This window comes from Streptomyces sp. ISL-87, from assembly GCF_018614095.1.
Taxonomy (GTDB): domain Bacteria; phylum Actinomycetota; class Actinomycetes; order Streptomycetales; family Streptomycetaceae; genus Streptomyces.
Window position 1 is genome coordinate 42,837 of the sequence record NZ_JAGGOY010000079.1, and the last position, 16,279, is coordinate 59,115.

At 72.0% G+C, this 16,279-nt stretch carries 15 protein-coding genes; 8 read left to right on the forward strand and 7 right to left on the reverse strand.

What is annotated here, in order from left to right; genetic code table 11:
- Positions 1–299: 299 nt before the first annotated feature.
- The 3 genes from J7I97_RS27690 to J7I97_RS27700 all read left to right on the forward strand — a co-directional run bounded on the left by J7I97_RS27690 (position 300) and on the right by J7I97_RS27700 (position 3,083).
- Positions 300–1,040: a class I SAM-dependent methyltransferase gene (locus J7I97_RS27690; RefSeq protein ID WP_214939918.1), complete on the forward strand. Its 741-nt coding sequence runs from the start codon at positions 300–302 to the stop codon at positions 1,038–1,040.
- A gap of 407 nt (positions 1,041–1,447) precedes the next feature.
- A complete protein-coding gene (locus J7I97_RS27695) occupies positions 1,448–2,587 on the forward strand; it encodes a hypothetical protein (protein ID WP_214939921.1) in 1,140 nt (379 codons plus the stop codon).
- A gap of 4 nt (positions 2,588–2,591) precedes the next feature.
- Positions 2,592–3,083 (forward strand): hypothetical protein, encoded by a 492-nt coding sequence (locus tag J7I97_RS27700; protein ID WP_214939925.1) that lies wholly within the window; start codon positions 2,592–2,594, stop codon positions 3,081–3,083.
- Between the two features lie 37 nt (positions 3,084–3,120).
- Here J7I97_RS27700 and J7I97_RS27705 read toward each other — a convergent pair whose 3' ends face one another.
- From J7I97_RS27705 to J7I97_RS27715, 3 genes are all read right to left on the reverse strand, one after another.
- Complete coding sequence (locus J7I97_RS27705) at positions 3,121–3,546, reverse strand: VOC family protein (RefSeq protein WP_214939928.1); 426 nt, start codon at positions 3,544–3,546, stop codon at positions 3,121–3,123.
- Between the two features lie 65 nt (positions 3,547–3,611).
- The gene (locus J7I97_RS27710; protein WP_214939930.1) at positions 3,612–3,980 is read right to left on the reverse strand and encodes a hypothetical protein; all 369 of its coding nucleotides are present in this window, start codon (positions 3,978–3,980) and stop codon (positions 3,612–3,614) included.
- A gap of 77 nt (positions 3,981–4,057) precedes the next feature.
- A complete protein-coding gene (locus tag J7I97_RS27715) occupies positions 4,058–5,137 on the reverse strand; it encodes a mechanosensitive ion channel family protein (RefSeq protein ID WP_214939932.1) in 1,080 nt (359 codons plus the stop codon).
- A 196-nt stretch (positions 5,138–5,333) separates the two neighbouring features.
- Here J7I97_RS27715 and J7I97_RS27720 point away from each other — a divergent pair, with 196 nt between their 5' ends.
- From J7I97_RS27720 to J7I97_RS27730, 3 genes are all read left to right on the forward strand, one after another.
- A complete protein-coding gene (locus J7I97_RS27720) occupies positions 5,334–5,783 on the forward strand; it encodes an SRPBCC family protein (RefSeq protein ID WP_214939935.1) in 450 nt (149 codons plus the stop codon).
- Between the two features lie 5 nt (positions 5,784–5,788).
- Positions 5,789–6,613 (forward strand): DUF1206 domain-containing protein, encoded by an 825-nt coding sequence (locus J7I97_RS27725; RefSeq protein ID WP_214939939.1) that lies wholly within the window; start codon positions 5,789–5,791, stop codon positions 6,611–6,613.
- A gap of 196 nt (positions 6,614–6,809) precedes the next feature.
- Positions 6,810–7,418: a response regulator transcription factor gene (locus J7I97_RS27730; RefSeq protein WP_214939942.1), complete on the forward strand. Its 609-nt coding sequence runs from the start codon at positions 6,810–6,812 to the stop codon at positions 7,416–7,418.
- Between the two features lie 36 nt (positions 7,419–7,454).
- Here J7I97_RS27730 and J7I97_RS27735 read toward each other — a convergent pair whose 3' ends face one another.
- The 4 genes from J7I97_RS27735 to lanKC all read right to left on the reverse strand — a co-directional run bounded on the left by J7I97_RS27735 (position 7,455) and on the right by lanKC (position 13,945).
- On the reverse strand, positions 7,455–9,335 hold the full coding sequence (locus tag J7I97_RS27735) for an ABC transporter ATP-binding protein (protein ID WP_214939944.1): 1,881 nt from the start codon (positions 9,333–9,335) through the stop codon (positions 7,455–7,457).
- Entirely contained in the window at positions 9,221–11,101 is a 1,881-nt protein-coding gene (locus J7I97_RS27740; protein ID WP_214939947.1) for an ABC transporter ATP-binding protein, read from the reverse strand. Before J7I97_RS27740 ends, J7I97_RS27735 begins: the two co-directional genes overlap by 115 nt.
- Positions 11,102–11,168: 67 nt before the next feature.
- On the reverse strand, positions 11,169–11,303 hold the full coding sequence (locus J7I97_RS27745; RefSeq protein WP_214939950.1) for a SapB/AmfS family lanthipeptide: 135 nt from the start codon (positions 11,301–11,303) through the stop codon (positions 11,169–11,171).
- A complete protein-coding gene (gene lanKC / locus J7I97_RS27750; protein ID WP_214939954.1) occupies positions 11,300–13,945 on the reverse strand; it encodes a class III lanthionine synthetase LanKC in 2,646 nt (881 codons plus the stop codon). The genes J7I97_RS27745 and lanKC overlap by 4 nt, the downstream gene beginning before the upstream one ends.
- A 243-nt stretch (positions 13,946–14,188) precedes the next feature.
- Here lanKC and J7I97_RS27755 point away from each other — a divergent pair, with 243 nt between their 5' ends.
- Both J7I97_RS27755 and J7I97_RS27760 read left to right on the forward strand, forming a co-directional pair.
- Positions 14,189–14,845, forward strand: a complete 657-nt coding sequence (locus tag J7I97_RS27755; protein WP_214939958.1) for a TetR/AcrR family transcriptional regulator — start codon at positions 14,189–14,191, stop codon at positions 14,843–14,845.
- Complete coding sequence (locus tag J7I97_RS27760) at positions 14,842–16,221, forward strand: MFS transporter (protein WP_374195519.1); 1,380 nt, start codon at positions 14,842–14,844, stop codon at positions 16,219–16,221. The genes J7I97_RS27755 and J7I97_RS27760 overlap by 4 nt, the downstream gene beginning before the upstream one ends.
- The last annotated feature ends 58 nt before the right edge of the window (positions 16,222–16,279 follow it).

Here is a 16,279-nt window from a genome sequence, read left to right on the forward strand (position 1 = left end):
TGAGCCTTCAGACGGTGGTCCTGCACCAAAGGCTCCATCCAACCTCGAGTGGATCACCGCATCGAGACATGAAGTGACCTTTCCTCCGTACGGGTGACACAGCGCTGCGGAAGTTCACCGAGTTCGAATCCGTACGCCCGCCCGTACAGGAGTCCGGGACGAGGTCCGCATCTTCGTTGCTTCTGCCAGTACGACGGCCTGCCGGGGTGCGGCAAGACTTCCCGTCAGAGGCTGCGGCACGTCCCGGGGTCCGGGGGGCCGAGGCCAGGACATGACGAAGCACAGGGGAGGACAGCACGATGAGCGTGCAGCAGTATGACGAGATCGGTGAGGCGTACGAGGGCTTCAAGTCCCTGCCGCTGGAGCACTACGCGGTGGTGCCCGGCTTCCTGGCCCTGGTCGGGGACGTACGCGGCAAGTCGGTCCTCGACCTGGCATCCGGCACCGGCTTCTACAGCCGGGAGTTCAAGCGGCGCGGCGCCACGGAGGTGCTGGGAATCGACATCTCCGGTGAAATGATCGCCGTGGCACAGGCATTGGAAGAGCGCGCTCCGCTGGGTGTGCGCTACGAGGTGGGCGACGTGTCCGAACTGCGGCCCCTCGAGCAGCGGTTCGACATCGCCTTGGCGGTCCAGCTGCTCAACTACGCGGAGGACATCGCCGCCACGGAGCGGATGAGCCGCAACGCGCACCGGAGTCTGAAGCCCGGCGGCGAGCTCTTCGTGCTCAACCAGTCGCCCGACTTCCGCTTCGACGGGCCGACCCCGGAGAAGTACGGCTTCCTCAGCGAGCTCACCGGCGAGGAGGCCGAGACCGGACCGCAAGTCCGGACCACGGCGCTGCTCGACCCGCCGATCTCGTTCGTCGCCAACCGCCCGCGCCGCGAGGTCTACGAAAACTGCCTGCGGGCGGCCGGATTCAGCGAGGTGACCTGGGTCCCACTGAAGGTGTCCGACGCCGGCGTGCGCAAGTTCGGAGCGGACTTCTGGGCGGACTTCCTCGACAACCCCCCGCTGGAGATGCTGCGCTGCCGCGCCTGACGACTGACCGGACTGACATGGTGCGGCTGCCCCGCGTGGGCGCGACAAGCCGGGGGGGTCCGGGGCCGCGGCACCAGTTTTCGGAACGGAAAAGTCCCGTTTGTGAGCCCCGAGGCTTCCACAACGGGACTTTTCCGTTCCGATGTTGCTCGAAGGAAGCAGGTCGTCCCATGGCCTACGGGTTTGTCCACCACGTAGCGCTTGCCACCCATCCGGCCCGCGAGCGCAAGGACATCGGCCCGTTCTCGATGCCTTGATCGATTGAACTAGAGTACGGGCGCAAGTGTGTTCGTTATTTGCGTTCGCGTACAGGGGGGTCCGCACATGGCCGACGGCGTACTTCCCGGACCGGCGGCCGCCCTGTCGTTCAGGGGCGTCAGCCGCCGCTCGCAGCTGGAGAGGATCTGATGACCACCTTCTACCAGGAGATCCTGGAAACGGACCTCGGTCCGCTGGAGAAGCTCGTCACCCAGTGGCGCACCACGCGCGACGCTCTCGCGAAGCTCCCCAAACGGGTCCACGACGAAATGCTCACTCCGCTCCGGGACAAGGGCTACTGGGAGGGCGTCGCAGCGCCTTACGCATGGCGGATGATCGACGACATCGAGCGGCAGATCGACTCGGCCGCCAAGGTCGCCGACGCGGTGATCGGCGTCATGGAGGATGCCCTCGGCGACTTCAAAGTGGTGAAGAAGGACCTGCAGGACGCGGTCCGTCGCGCCCAGGAGAAGGGTGTCTTCATCCAGGCCAGCGGCGCCGTCGCCACCACGGTGTTCGAGGGCCAGTGCAAGGTGATCGAGAAGGACTCCCCGGAGGCCAAGGCGATCGAGGGCGCCCAGCGGGAGATCGACGGCATAGTGAAGCGGGGCATCATCGCCGACCGGAACCTGGCGTTCGCGCTGATGTCCGACGTGGGGCTCGGGCAGTGGTTCAACAGCAAGCCGCAGCACAGCAACATCGACACGACCGACAAGATCTCTCACGAGGACTACAACGCCCTCAACCTCGCGATGCAGGGCAAGGACCCGTACCCCGCCCACAAGGGGGAGGGCGCCTACTCGCTCGGCTGGGACTACGGCACCGGCAGTGGCCCACGAGAGCGCGAGTACCACGACGGCGACCAGATGACGGAGCTCATCAAGAAGAGCGTGAGCATGGACCAGCTCCGGGCCGACACCCTCGCCGATTGGCAGGAGCACGGGAGCCAGGACGGCACGGTCAGCTACTCGATCTCAAAGGACGGAAAGGTCGGCGCGCTCAAGAAGCTCTTCACCACCGACCTCCCGGCGATCTTCACCAATGACGAGGAGCACCTCGGCGAGGCCTTCGTGGGCTCGTACTCCCTCGACTACAACGTGAAGGGCCAGGATCCCGACGGCTCGCTCGTGGTCGAGTACACCCTGAACAACTCCACCAGCAACGAGTCCCTCCTCCACTACATCGGTTATTACAAGTGGCTGGAGAAGACGAATCGCGAGGATGGCATGCTGTCCACCATTGATCAGAAGATCACATGGACCGAGCGCATCCCGGCAGACCGAAAGTAGTCCCGTGCACCACCGACCACAACGCATCCGCCGTGCCGCGGCAGCCCTGGCCGTCCTCTGCGGCTCGCTCACCGCCTGCGGCTCGGACACCTTCGAACGCTGCGTCCCGGAAGCGTCGACCACGGCGAGCGCTGCTCAGCTCGTCGGCACCTACGAGGGGTCCCACGAGGCCGAGGGCGTCCGCCTCACCCTCACCGCCACCCCTGGCGAAAACCGGGGTGGCACCCTCACGACGGAGAACTGGCCTACCGGCAGCTTCCACAAGTCCAAGCCGGGCAAGGCCTTTACTGGCTCCGGCACCTGGGAGGTGGAGGACGCCCGCGCTTCGACGCACAGGTCCCTGCTTCGGCTGCAGTTCGAGGATCCGGCAGAAGTCACCTCGGGCGACACCCTCGATAAGCTTTCCATCGGCATCGACGCCGATCGGATCTTCGTCTACGACGACTTCGACCCCGACGTCTGCCCGGCCTTCCGTCTGGAACTCCAGAAGAGCTGATCCCGATGGCCCGAGCCGCGCCGCCCCCGCGGCCGGCTCACTCGCGGAGGCGGTCGGGGGTGGGGTCTTCCCGAATGGCGGCAAGGACGAACGCATGGCCCGCAGGGTCGGCGTAGCGGCGCAGGCTCGTCCGGTTGTCCGGCCGGCTGCCGTCTTCCTCGGCAGCCACCGGACGTGCCCCGAGAGCCACGGCCTCGCGCTCGGCCTCGTCGAGGGACTGTGACTCCACGAGGATGCGCAGATGTGCCTGTTGGGAGTCCTCCGGCGGTGGCCAGCTCGGTGGGGCGTGGTTCGGGTCGCGGCGGACCCCGAGTACCACGCCGGTGCGGCCGGTGATGAGGATCAGATCGTCGTCACGGGCAGCCGGCCCCGCCGTGGCACCGAGGAGTTCGGCGTAGAACCGCGCCAGCAACTCCGGCTCGGCACTGTCCAGGACGACGACGCTTGTCTTGGGTACGGTCATGCACCGCGTGTGCCCTGAGTCGGCGTCCGTACACAGGGAGTACCGGGCCACGAGAGGGGCGACGGTTACGCGGAGCGGATGCGGAGCCCGATCTCCTTCTCCTGGTCGCCCGATACTGCTCCCGCGCCCTCGACCGTGAAGTGCCCGGCGAGCGCGGCCTGCACCCGGTCCACCGCCCGCGGGCTCCCCTGCAGTGCGACGCTGACCGAGTCCTCCACCCGAACGGGCGCCGGCCGTCGCTCCGGGGGCTTGGCCGCGTCGAGGGTCGTACTCCATACGGTCGCGGCGCTACCGCCTTCGACGGCGCGGCCCGTCCCAGCCACCGGGAAGAAGTGTTCGAGCAGGTCGATGACGGTGCGCGCGTCCGTCTTGGAGCAATCGCTGATCGTCACCGCCACTTCGGCCGCCGGGTTGTCCTTGTCCTTGCTGTCCATCGGACGCCACCTCTCTCGTGCCGTGCAGCTCGGCATCTCAACGCTCACACAGAGAGTCACACAGCGCATCACGTGGGTCACCGAGGGTGTCGAGTCTTGCCGTCGAGCGGTGCGCCGTCGGCCTCGGGTGCCGACGCGAGGACCAGCCGTGGCAGGGCATCCGGGTGCTTCTCCGCGAGCCAGGCGATCAGCTGTTCGCGTACCGCGCAGCGCACCGTCCACAGGTCGTCGGCGTCCTTGGCCGTGACGATGGCGCGCACGACGATGGTGGAGGGAGTGGTCTCCGTGACGGCGACGTCCCAGCCACGGCCGTCCCACTCCCGGCAGTGGTGCAGGATCTCGTGGACCTTGTCCCGCATGAGGTCCACGGGCGCGGAGTGGTCGCAGTGGAGGAAGACGGTGCCGGTCATCTGGACGCCGCCGCGGGACCAGTTCTCGAAGGGGCGGGTGGTGAAGTACGAGACGGGCATGGTGATCCGGCGCTCGTCCCAGGTGCGTACGGCGAGGAAAGTGAGGGTGATGTCCTCCACCACCCCCCATTCGCCGGCGACCACGACCGTGTCGCCGATGCGCACCATGTCACCGAAGGCGATCTGGAAGCCGGCGAAGAGGTTGCCGAGCGTCGACTGGGCGGCGACACCCGCGACGATTCCGATGATCCCGGCGGAAGCGAGCAGGGAGGTGCCGAGTGCGCGGAAGCTCGGGAAGGTGAGAAGCATCGCCGCGGCCGCGACCATGGCGACGACCGCGGTCACGACTCGCATGATCAGGGTCACCTGGGTGCGGACCCGGCGGACCCGGGCCGGGTCACGGGTGCCGGTCGCGTAGCGCGCGTATCCGGACTCGACGAGGGCGGAGGCCATGCCCACGATCAGCCAGGCCCCCGCACCGATCAGGGCGAGCGAGAGGACACGGCCCACGGCGGCCTCGTTCTCCCGCAGCGGCCGCCATGCGGTCTGCGGATAGGCGCCCTTGAGCAGCGCCGCGAGCAGCACGATCTGAAGTGCCCGGCGGCAACGGCGCAGCAGGTTCCACAGGGGTGTTTCGGGGTGCCGTGCGTCGGCTCGGCGCAGCAGCAGGTCGACGGCCCATCCGGCCGCGACGGTGAGCAGGATCGAGCCCCCCAGGACGGTCAGCAAGCGAAGTGCGCTGTTCATATCCCCTCAGCGGATGTAGGCGGCATGGACTTCGCGCGCCTGCCCCGAGGAGGCGAGCTGAAGCTGACACCACGGGCCCCGTCGTGCCCGGCCCGGCGCATGCGGCCGTCGGAGGCGGGTAGCCGCGCTTGAAACGCCCTGGCGGGCGACCCGCACCGCGGGGTGCGGGGTCACTGACGACGCGGAAGGGGTGCGCATGTCGCACGTCGAGGAGTATGTCGAGGTCAACGTCCCCGTACGCACGGCCTACAACCAGTGGACCCAGTTCGAGGAGTTCCCGGCCTTCATGGAGGGGGTCGAACGCATCGACCAGCGCACGGACACGCTCACCCACTGGGTGACGAATGTGAATGGTGTGCAGCGCGAGTTCGACGCGCAGATCACCGAGCAGCTGCCGGACCGGCGCGTCGCGTGGATGACGGTGGACGGGCAGGCCCGCCAGGCCGGGCTGGTCACCTTCCAGCCGATCGACGCGACCACCACCAAGGTCGTCCTGCACATGAACTGGGTACCGGACGGCCTGGCCGAGACGGCCGCCGACAAGCTCGGCTTCGTCAAGCGCCAGGTCGCCGGCGACCTGAAGCGGTTCAAGCTCTTCATCGAGTCGCGCGGAGTCGAGACGGGCGCCTGGCGGGGTGAGGTCTGACGGCGATGAGAGGCAGGACCGCGAGCAAGGGTGTGCTGGCCGCTTCCCGAGGCGGCGGGGTGCGGGAGGTCGTGGCGCGCTGCGGGCTGCTGGCACGCGGGGTGCTGTACGTACTGGTCGGGTTGCTGGCCTTGCGTATCGTCTCCGGTGGCGGCGGTGGCAAGGAGGCCGACCGGCAGGGGGCCCTCCAGGAGCTCGCGGGAAAACCCCTCGGCGGTCTGCTGATCTGGGCCGTGGGCATCGGGCTCGTGTGCATGATGCTGTGGTGCCTGTCGGAGGCGGTGTTCGGCGAGGCCGGACCGGAGGGCGACAAGCCCGGGAAGCGGCTGGCCTCGGCAGGCCGGGCCGTCTTCTACGGCGTAGTCGCCTTCTCCGTGTTCACATTTGCGGCGGGCGGCGGCGGGCGCTCCGGCGACGAACAGTCGCGCGATGTGACGGCGAAGGCTCTGGACCTGCCCGCCGGCAGGTGGCTGGTGGCTGCGGCCGGGCTCGGGATCGCCATCGCGGGCGTGGTCATCGCGGTTCAGGCTGCGCGGTGCAGCTTCCGCGAGCACCTCGCCATGGGCGGGGTCCCGGCGCCGTGGCGCAAGGCCGTCGACGTCCTCGGGGTGACCGGCGGCCTGGCCCGGGGCAGCGTGTTCGCGGCGGCCGGCGGCTTCATCGTGTACGCGGCGCTGCGCTACGACCCGGCGCAGGCGAAGGGCATCGACGACACCCTGAGGTCGTTCACGCGGACCGCGGCGGGGCCGTGGCTGCTGGTCGCGGTCGCCGTCGGGCTGATGCTCTTCGGGGTGTTCTGCTGGGCGATGGCCCGGTGGCGCCAGGTCTGATCCGGGGAAGTGGGGCGGGGCCAGTCTTCGAGGGCCAGTGTTCAAGGGGGTTACCCGCCAAACGGAAGCCGAATCCTTGAGTGTCTCGGCCAAGCTGCCCGTGCGCCCCTGCACGCCCCCCGCAGTGACGTTCCATCGCCCCTGTACGGGGGCAGCCGCGTGGTGCTGTTGGTTCGTCTACCGAGGAGAGCACACGATGACGAAGGTCCTCGTCCTGCACAGCGTCAGCCTCGTCCGGTCGGCCCTGGCCGCCCTGCTGAGATCGGAAGGGTCCTTCGAGGTCACGTCGGCGGGCTGGCGGACCGCGGCACGCCAGGCCGAGTCCTTACGACCAGACGTGACGGTCGTCGACTTCGACTGTCCGGGGACGACGGCCGTCCTGGCCGACAACGGACGCGGGGATCGCCAGGTCCTCGCCTCCCCCACCCCGGTGCTGGTGCTGGCGTCGGCGGACGCACCCGGCTCGCTGCACCGGGCCTTCCAGGCCGAGGCCCGCGGCTACGTGGACAAGGACGGCTCACCGGGGCGGCTCGTGCGGGCCGTCCGGAAGGTCGCGGCGGGGGAACGGTTCATCGACGCCTCGCTGGCCTCGGCCTTCATGGAGGCCGACCCCGTACCGCTGAGCCCGCGGGAACTCAGCGTGCTGGCCCGGGCCGCCGAGGGCGATTCCATCGTCGAGATCGCCCGCACACTGCACCTGGCGAGCGGGACCGTACGCAACTACATGGCCGCGGCGACCCGCAAGACCGGCGCGCGCAACCTCATCGACGCGATCCGGATATCCCGGCGGGCCGGCTGGGTCTGATCCGCCACCGTGGCCGCGCACGGTAGCCGCGCCGCGTCATTCGTCCGTGATCTCGTTCCACATCCCGACCAGGTCCCGGTACAGGGGCGACCTGGCCGGGAGTTCCTCATGGGTGCCGCACACGGCGCGGGTCCCGTCGAGGACGAGGACCCGGTCGGCGCGGGCCGCGGACGAGACGCGGTGTGCCACGACGACGAGGGTGCCGGCGCGGGCCGCGAGGGCCCGTTCGGCACGCTCCTCGGTGCCCGGGTCCAGGTGGCAGGTGGCCTCGTCGAGCAGGAGGAGCGGAGCCGGTGAGAGGTAGGCGGCCGCGAGCGCGAGGTGCTGGCTCTCGCCCCGGGACAGCAGCCGGGGGGACACCTCGGCGTCCAGACCGCCGAGCCGGTCGATGAGGCCGTCCAGTCCCAGGGCGGTGACGGCCCGCCGTACCTGTGCCTCGTCGGGTGCTCCGGGGCCCGAGCCGGGGCACAGGTGGGTCAGGTTCTCCCGCACCGTGCCGGTGAACACGTAGGCCTGCTGCGGCAGCAGGGTCCGCCTCCGGTCCGGCGCCGGGGCACCCCGCTCCCGGCGGGCGGCCGCACCGGCGACGAGGACCGTCCCCGCGTCGGGGGCCAGTATTCCGGCGAGCAGTGCGGTGAGCGTGGACTTGCCGATGCCGCTCGGTCCGACCACGGCGAGGTGCTCCCCCGGACGCACGACCAGGTCGAGGTCGTCGAGGACGGGGGCCGCGCCGGGGCCGTACGCGAAGGTAACGCCCTGGAGCTCGGCAGCGGCGGCGGTCCGGCGACCGGCCGGAAGGGTGGTGGGCTGCTGCTTCGCGCGGCGGCCGTCAGGGTCCGGCGACAGCGGATCGCAGAAGCGTTCGAGGACCACCAGCAGGCGCGTACCGGCGGAACCCAGCGCCGTCATCAGGGTGTTGAGCGCGGGCAGCAGGGCCTGTACCAGGTACGTGAGGGCGCCGGCCAGCGTTCCGGCGCTGATCCCGTGCCCGAGCAGCCAGGGCGTCGCCGCCAGCAGTGCGACCACCGGCAGCCGTCCCGCCGCACCCAGGGCAAGCGTACGCAGCGCCGCCCAGCGCGCGAGCGTGCGCGCCAGCCGCTCCTGGGTAGCGATAAGCGGCTCCACCCGGGCTTCCGCGGCCGCCTGCCCGCCGCACGCGACGACGTCGCGCAGGCCCTCGCCCAGTGCCCCCACCCGGTCCGACAGCGCCTCGTCGGTGTCCAGGGAGCGGCGTTGCACGGAGGCCATGGGGCGCAGTGTGGCCAGGAAGGCGGCCACGCCCAGGAGCAGCGGGGGCAGCACGATCAGCAGGAGCACGGGAGCAAGCGCCGCCATGCCGGCGAGGGCGCCCACGGCGGTGAACACGAACGAACGTACCGTCAGGACCAGGCCCGCGAACGAGTCCCGGGCCATCTCCGTCTGCTGAGTCAGCCGGGACACCGCGCCGGCATCGGGAGCGCGCGCCGGGTCGGCGATCGCGCGGTCCAGCGCCTGCCGCACCGCCCGCCGGACCAGGCCGTCCCGCAACGGCTCCACCAGGTCCGCGAGTCCGGCGAACACACCGCGCAGCGCGAACCCGCCGAGCAGCGCACCGGCTCCGGCCACGGCCAGCCAGGCGAGACCGGTCCCGGTGCGACCGGCGAGGAAACCGTCGTCGAGGGCTCGGGCCACGCCGTAGCCGCCGAGGAAGGTGTGCGCGGACTCCAGCAGCGACCATGCCGCCAGCCGTCCCAGAGGGCGCTTGCGGCCGCGCAGGAACCTCCGCCCTTCGGGGGCGACCCGGCGCCAGGCGTCGGTCTCGGTCACCGCGCCACTTCCGTTTCCGCGTCGGCCGCGAACACCGTCCGGTAGGCCGGCTCGTGCTGCCACAGCACGTCGTGGGTGCCGGTCGCCCGGACGCGCCCGTCCTCCAGCCATACGACGAGGTCGGCGCGGGCGGCGGAGGAGAGGCGGTGCGCGATGACGATCCGGGTGCCGGGCCGGATCTCGTGGGCGAGCGCGCGCTCGACCTCGCGGGCCGTTACGGTGTCGAGGCTGGAGGTGGCGTCGTCGAGGACGAGCAGTCGGCCGGCGTGGCAGAACGCCCGTGCCAGCCCGAGGCGTTGGACCTCACCGCCGGACATCGGGGCGTCGGCGAGGCGCGTGCCGTACCTGTGGGGCAGGCGCCGTACGAACAGGTCTGCGACCGCGGCCCGGCCCGCGGCGCGGACCGCTCCCGGGCCGGGGTCCGGACCCGCGCCGAACCCGATCGCATCGCCGACCGTGTCCCCGAACAGCACGGGCCGGTCGAACGCGTGCCCGACCTCACGGCGCAGCGCTTCGGCGGTCAACTCCCGCAGGGGCACACCGTCCAGCAGTACCTGTCCCGCGTCGGGGTCGGTCAGCCGCCCGGCCACGGCGGCCAACAGGGTCTTGCCCGCGCCGGAACGGCCCACCACGGCCGCCGTGATGCCACCGGGGATCACCAGGCTGACGTCGTGCAGCACCGTCGATCCGCCGCGTACGACCCGGACTCGGCGCAGTTCCAGGGTGCCGGGGCCGCCTTCCGGCAGCTCCGCCCGGCCGTGGTCGAGTACGGGCAGGGTGAAGAGGGCAGCGGTCCGCCGGGCGGCGGCCCGGCCGCGGACCACGGCCGCCAGCCCGCCGGTCACGGCGCCGACGCCGGCGGCGAGGCCGGCGTACCGTACGGCGGCGAGCAGTTCGCCGACCCCGACGGCCCCGGCCGACAGGCGGATGCCGCCGACGGCGAGGACCGCGTACAGGAGCATCGGCATGAGGGCCGTGGAGCGGGCCGTCGTACCACCGTAGACGCGCCACATGCGCCTGCCCTCGGTGCCCAGCTCGGGCAACTGCGCGAGGATCCTGGCGCGTTCGCGGTCGGCGGTACCGGCGGCGGCGATCGTCCGGGCCCCGGCCAGGGCCTCGACGAGGCGGCCGGCGGTCGCGAGCTGCACCTGCTGGTACCGGGCGACGCTGGTGAACGAGTCGCGCGCGAAGGCCCGTAGCAGGAGCACCAGCAGCGGAACGCCCGCGAGGAACGCGAGCGCCGTCCACAGGTCGATGAGGAGGAGCGCGGCGACTCCGCCGAGCGGCGGCAACAGTGCGGCGACGCCGTGCGCGACGGCGGCCGGGACCTTCCCGGCCTCGGCGGCGTGCGCGGTCAGCCGCGCGGCGGTTTCGCCGGGTGCGTACCGGGCCGCGTGGTGCGGGGCCGTACGCAGTAGCCGGGCGAGCCCGAGCCTGCGCAGCCAGGCGGTGGAGCGGCCGTCCACCTCGCCGGTCAGCCGTGCGGCGGCGCCGTCCAGCGCGACCTCGGCCGCGATGACACCGGCGCACAGCAGGGTCCAGGCGGGTCCCGACGGGGCGCGGCGGAGCAGCAGGTCGAGGGTATGGCCGAGGACGGCGGGTTCGGCGAGGGCTGCCGCGGCCGCCGCCACCGTGCATCCGAGGACGGCGGCGGTGCGACCGGCGCTGTGCCGGGTGGCGGCCGCGAGCGCCCGGTCGGCAGTGCGCGCCCGCGCCTCCACCGCGTCCTCCGCGTCCACCGCGTCCACCGCCTCGGCCGCGTCCACAACGTCCACCACCTCGGCCGCGTCCACTGCCTCGGCCGCCGCGGAGCCCGGGCCCGCCGCCGGGTCCGCGGCGCCGGCCGGGGCCGGGGCCGGCTGGTCAGGGGGGCTCATCGGCGGATGCCTCCAGGAATGTGGTGCGGGCCCGGGCGGCGAACCGCCCGGGCCCGAGGTGACCCGGTCAGTTACAGGTCGTGATGCTCAGGCTGCTGTCACCGCAGAGCAGCAGGCTGGCCCGGCTGCCGCCGCCCGTCATCGCGGCCTCGGTGGTCTCTTCCTTCGGGGTCTCCATCGACTGCAGGTCAAGAAGCGTCATGTCAGATTCCTCTTCTTCTCTTGAGTGGTGCGATGGGTCACGGCCCCGGGTGGGACCGGCTTGGGGGCCGCCGCGCCACCGCGCAGCGGCGGGAGGAACGGCAGGTGTGCGCGCCCGCCGGGCGCCGCGCTGCCGAGGGCGAGGAGAGCGCCGGCCGTGCCCGTGGCCAGGTCCATGGACAGCCGCATCATCTGCTCGCCGGGGAAGGCCAGATGCCCCTGGTACGGCACGGCGTGCCGGGCCAGTGCGTCGATCTGGCGGGCGATGGCGCCGGGCCCGGTGCCCGGGCCGGGCGTGGTGGTCCGGGCCAGGTAGAGGATCATTCCGGCGGCGCCGCGCAGCAGCCCGGGCTGGGCGTAGAAGGTCGCCTGCGCCGCCCGTACGATCTCGCGCCGGGCCTGTTCGAAGCGCTCGTCAGGGCCGTGTTCCAGCCAGTCGTCGAGCACCATGCCGATGCCGACGCTGCCCTCGCCGAGGTACGGCATCGTGCGCCAGCCCTCATTGACCTGGAGGGTGCCGTACGCGCTGGTGACGCAGCGGTCGAGGTCGCGGTGGAGCGCGTGGCCGGCCTGGATCAGCAGTTCCTTGTCGCCGGTGCGCTCGTACAGCCGCAGGAAGAGCAGGGCAGGGCCGGAGTTGCCGTACAGCAGTCCCGCACGGGTCGGCCGCTGCGCCGGCCGGGCGATCAGCTCGGCGCAGCGCAGGGCCGCGGTGTGCAGTGCGCTCTCGCCGCTCGCCGTCCCGAGCGCGTCGAGGGCCAGTCCGATGCCGGCGAGTCCGCTGTGCAGGTCGGGGCCGGCGCTCTCCCAGGGCTGGCGCAGCAGCTGTTCGGCGAGGGCGAGCGCACGGCCGGGGTGTCCGAGCCGGTTCAGCGTCCAGGCCGTGCCGGCCAGGCCGTCGTAGAAGCCGAGGGGGGTGCCGGAGGCCGGTTCCCCGGTCCGGTCGAGCAGCCATTCCTCGGCTTCGTGCCAGGGCCCGGCGTCGGTCTCGGCGAGGGCGTGGAGGACTCCGGCGATCCCGTAGCCGAAGCCGACGCCTCCCCCGGCGGTCGCGAATTGGGCGATGTCGCCGGGGACCAGACGGTCCTCGCGGTCCGGGGTGGCGGCCGCGCGTAGCGCCGCGGTCATCGACGTACGGGCGGCCGGCCAGTCCCGTGGCTCGACGGGCAGGTAGGGCCCGCGGGGTGCCGGCAGGCGCCCGCCCGGGGAGCCCTGCTCCGGCTGCGGCGCGCCGGACAGGATCTCCTCGACGGCTTCGTCCAGGAACCGCCGCGCTACGGGGAACTGCTCGGCGGCGATGGCGGCCAGGTGCGTTGCCTTGGCCCGGTCCAGGACGAGCAGGCTGGTCAGCGGGAGGAACAGGGCGAGCCGCAGGCAGGCGAGGGCGTAGCGGTCGACGGAGAACCCGCGCCGCTCGGCCGGGGCGACGAAGGCGGGGTTGGCCACCGTCTGCCGCAGCCCCTCGTCGACGTGCGCGGCGGCCTCGAAGTCCAGCAGTGCGACGGCGGGTTCACCGGTCTCGTCCTCCGCCACCATGATGTTGAAGAGGTGGAGGTCGTTGAAGACCACCCCGCGGGCGTGGACGGCGTCGACGGCTTCCGTCACCCGCTGGTGGATCGCGAGCGCCCACGCGGTGTACGAGGCGAGCTCGGCGGGGTCGGGGTCCGCCTCGATCAGCGGATGGCGGCGGGCGAAGTAGGTGTTGAGCGGCTTGCCGGCCAGGTGTTCCAGGACCAGGAAGTGGTGGTCGCCGACCGTGAACGTGCCGCGGACCGCGGGGACGCAGTCCAGGCCCGCCAGCCGTTCCAGTGCGGCCTGTTCGCGGTGCAGCCGGGTCACGGCGTCGGCGCCGTCGGCGGCGAGGCCGGCGTACGGCCGGGCCTCCTTGAGTACCACGGGCTCGCCGGTGCGGCTGTCCTTGCCGAGGTAGACGCCGCCGCCGTTGGAGAAGTGCAGGGCCCGCTCCACCGTGAAGGGGATGCCGGTCAGGGTGACGGCGGAGCGCGCGTCGAGGTGCGGCTTCAGGAAGGCGGGCGGCTCGACCCACTCTGGCGGCTGGAACACCGGCCCGCGCGGATCCGGTACGAGCCGCCCGTCGGGAGCCTCGATCGCCGGGACGAGTTCGCCGCGCTCGTCGTAGCAGTGCCGCAGGGTGAAGCTGCCGTAGCGAAGGTGGACCGGTCCGCCGCCCCAGCGCAGGTCGCTGAGGATGTACGGGCCGGCCGCTCCCGCCAGCGAGGCGTCGAGGTCCTCGGCGATCCGGCGGCACTGCTCCTCGTCGGCCGGGTACACGGTGATGAACTTCCCGCTCGCCGCACGGTCGGCGTACTTGGCGTTGCGCAGGTGCAGCAGGTACCGGCTCGGTATGAACTTGAAGGCGATGCTCCGGGTTGTGCAGTACTCGTACACCGTCGTGAGAAGCGATTCGGCGTTGTCGAGCGTGGCCGAGATGTGGATCTTCCAGCCCTGCGCGGGCAGCACGGCGGCGACGGGACGCAGCGCGAGCCAGTCGCCGCTGCGGTGCGATCGCCACCCTGACGGGATGGGGGCGAGGGCGGCCGGGTAGCTCTCCTCGGCCCGCCGGTACGGCGCGTCGTAGAACCAGCGGTCGGCGTCGCAGAAGGCGGCGTACCCCTTGTTCACACCTGCTCCCTCGGTCGGCGGCAGACCCGACCGTGTCACGCCCGGCGGACGCGGCGACAGTCACGGCTGTCACTGATGGGGTGTGCAGTCCTCACGGGTCACGAGGCCCCGCGTACCGAGACGGCCGCGGACCGGGGGGACGGTGTGCCGCGCGCCCCCAATGGACGGTCCGTCAGCCGTCGTGTCGGCAGGAGGCGTGGAAGTGAGTAGACAGTGTCTACGCGACGCTGGTAGACACTGTCCATGGAAACTGAGAGCTCTCTTCGGGAGCGGCTGATCGACGCCGGGGTGGATCTCGTACTGGCGGAGGGCTCGGCATCGCTGGGGCTGCGCGAGATCGCCCGTCGGGCGGGGGTGTCGCACGGGGCGCCGCGCAGGTACTTCCCCACGCACCACTCCCTGCTCTCGGAGATCGCCCGGCGCGGCTTCGAGGACCTCGGGGCCCGGTTCGCCGGCGCGGTCACCGGAACGGGATCGGCACGGGCCCAACTGGAGGCTGTCGCACGGGTGTACATCTCATACGCGCTGGAACGCCGCGGCATGTTCGAGCTGATGTTCCGTCACGAGCTGCTGGACAGCGACCAGCATGCTTCGGGCGAGCGGCGGCTGCGGGAGTCGACTGTCCCGCTGTTCGAGCGCATCGTCGCCCTCGTCGCCCGGTGCCGGTCGGAGCAGGACACCGCGCGCCGCACCGGAGGCCCGGGCGAGACCGCGCCACCGCCGGCCGTGACGGCCGCGGCCCTGTGGTCGAACCTGCACGGCATGGCCCAACTCTGGGCGTGGGGCAGCCTCCAGCTGGCCCTCGACACCTCGCCGCCCGGCGGCGCGCCACGCGGCGATCGCCTCGACGACCTCGTCGCCGCGGTGCTCAACGCTCATCTCGGCCAGGCGCATTCGTGAGCGCACCGATACGGCGGCGCCTCGCCCTTCTGGTCAGCGTGGCCGGCGCGATGCTCGTCGCGCTGGACGGCACGGTGCTGCTGGTGGCGCAGCCCAGCCTGCAGCGGGACCTCGGCGCGAGCGTGGCGCAAGTCCAGTGGACGAGCACCGGATACCTGCTCGCGGTGGCATCGCTTCTCGTGATCGCCGGGCGGCTGGGAGACCGGTACGGGCACGCTCGGCTGCTGCTCGTCGGCGTGCTCGGCTTCGGGGCCGTCTCGGGCGCCATCGCGCTGGCGCCCGGCACGGGCTGGGTGATCGGCCTACGCGCCGCCCAGGGCGTGTTCGGTGCGCTTCTCCAGCCGTCGACGCTCGCACTGCTGAGGCTGGCGTACCCGGCACAGCGGCTCGGCGCGGCAGTAGCGATCCGTACCAGCGCGATCGGTGTGGCCGCAGGGGCCGGTCCGCTCCTCGGTGGTCTGCTCGTCGCGCATCTGGGCTGGCGCGCCGTGTTCTGGCTCAACGCCCCGATCGCACTTCTGATCGCAGTGCTCACGCTCGCCATCCGGCTGCCCCGCCCTGAACGCACCGGCCCCCAGCGGCTCGACCTGGCCGGCGCGGCCCTGCTCGCGACCGCGCTCGCCAGCCTGGTCCACGCCCTGGCCGGCGTCCCCACGCACGGGTGGGCCGGCGCGCCGACGCTGCTCGGGCTCGGCGGCGCCGCGGCTCTCGCAGGAATCCTGGCCTGGCATGAACGCCGTACCGTGCACCCGATCCTGCCGCACGCGGTGGCCCGGTCCCGACCGGTGACGGCATCGATGGCGCTCCTGCTGGTCACCTCCGCAGGACTGTTCGGCGCGCTGTTCACGGCCACGTTCTACCTTCAGGACGTACTCCGCCTCGACCCGCTGGTCAGCGGCGTGCGCGTCCTTCCCCTGACCGTGTTCATGGTCCTCGGCGCCCCCGTCGCCGGCACCGCGCTGCGCCGTCACGGGCCGCGCCGCAGCGCGATCACCGGTACGGTCCTCATCGTCCTCGGCATCGCGGGGCTGTCCCGACTCGGTCCGAGCAGCGCCGGGACGGCCACGGGCACGGCCTTCGCCGTACTCGGCGCCGGATTCGCCACGGTCATGGTCACCGCCACCGGAACCGTCGTCGGCGACGCGCCACCCCGGTACGCCGGGGTCATCGGCGGGCTCAAGCAGACCGCCATGAACATCGGCCCGACCCTGGGCATCGCCATCGCCGCCAGCGCGAGCAGCCGGCCCACCGGCGTGAGCGCAGCAATGGGACCCACCCTGCCGGTCCTGACCGCACTCACCGCCCTCGCCCTACTGCCGGCGGCCCTGCTCCCCTCACACCCGGCTCGCCCGGCGGGGCCACCCCAACTTCCATAGCGGCCAGCATCGTTGGGCGAGTTCCTGTCAGAGCGCCTCGCCCCGGCCGCCTCGTCCA

Coding starts and splice junctions, on each gene's coding strand:
- J7I97_RS27710 (WP_214939930.1), bottom strand. CDS start 3,980: ATGGACAGCAAGGACAAGGACAACCCGGCGGCCGAAGTGGCGGTGACG.
- J7I97_RS27690 (WP_214939918.1), top strand. CDS start 300: ATGAGCGTGCAGCAGTATGACGAGATCGGTGAGGCGTACGAGGGCTTC.
- J7I97_RS27705 (WP_214939928.1), bottom strand. CDS start 3,546: ATGACCGTACCCAAGACAAGCGTCGTCGTCCTGGACAGTGCCGAGCCG.
- J7I97_RS27740 (WP_214939947.1), bottom strand. CDS start 11,101: ATGAGCCCCCCTGACCAGCCGGCCCCGGCCCCGGCCGGCGCCGCGGAC.
- J7I97_RS27745 (WP_214939950.1), bottom strand. CDS start 11,303: ATGACGCTTCTTGACCTGCAGTCGATGGAGACCCCGAAGGAAGAGACC.
- J7I97_RS27725 (WP_214939939.1), top strand. CDS start 5,789: ATGAGAGGCAGGACCGCGAGCAAGGGTGTGCTGGCCGCTTCCCGAGGC.
- J7I97_RS27715 (WP_214939932.1), bottom strand. CDS start 5,137: ATGAACAGCGCACTTCGCTTGCTGACCGTCCTGGGGGGCTCGATCCTG.
- J7I97_RS27720 (WP_214939935.1), top strand. CDS start 5,334: ATGTCGCACGTCGAGGAGTATGTCGAGGTCAACGTCCCCGTACGCACG.
- J7I97_RS27695 (WP_214939921.1), top strand. CDS start 1,448: ATGACCACCTTCTACCAGGAGATCCTGGAAACGGACCTCGGTCCGCTG.
- J7I97_RS27735 (WP_214939944.1), bottom strand. CDS start 9,335: ATGGCTGGAGGACGGGCGCGTCCGGGCGACCGGCACCCACGACGTGCT.
- J7I97_RS27730 (WP_214939942.1), top strand. CDS start 6,810: ATGACGAAGGTCCTCGTCCTGCACAGCGTCAGCCTCGTCCGGTCGGCC.
- J7I97_RS27755 (WP_214939958.1), top strand. CDS start 14,189: ATGGAAACTGAGAGCTCTCTTCGGGAGCGGCTGATCGACGCCGGGGTG.